A 300-nucleotide genomic window follows, 5' to 3' on the forward strand; every position below is an offset into this window, starting at 1 on the left:
AGCAGGCACGCCGTCATTCACCGCCAGCTATCCTGCGATGGATGTCCGTTGTATATTCTCATTGTTGCCTCGGGACTGCGTCAGCGACAGGTGCTAACACACGCAGTTGGTCTGCCGGGGCTTCTTTTGTCAACGCCACGATCTGTGACCGTTATTTGCCATTTTCATGCCCACCAGATGCTTTCTTTAATGATGCTGTCCGCTTTCCGCCATTTCATCGTCACTGATTGGCGTTGCGTTTTTGGCCAGCACTCCAGCTTTGCGTTTCTCCTTTAACCGGTAACTTTCTCCTTTGATATT

1 pseudogene is annotated in these 300 nt (G+C 50.7%); it reads right to left on the minus strand.

Annotation, left to right across the window (positions count from 1 at the left end):
- Window positions 1–186: 186 nt before the first annotated feature.
- A pseudogene (locus tag ACU8YC_RS28665) lies at window positions 187–300 on the minus strand (AAA family ATPase); the annotation flags it as partial.

The sequence above is a fragment of the Citrobacter sp. VF227 genome (assembly GCF_052950715.1).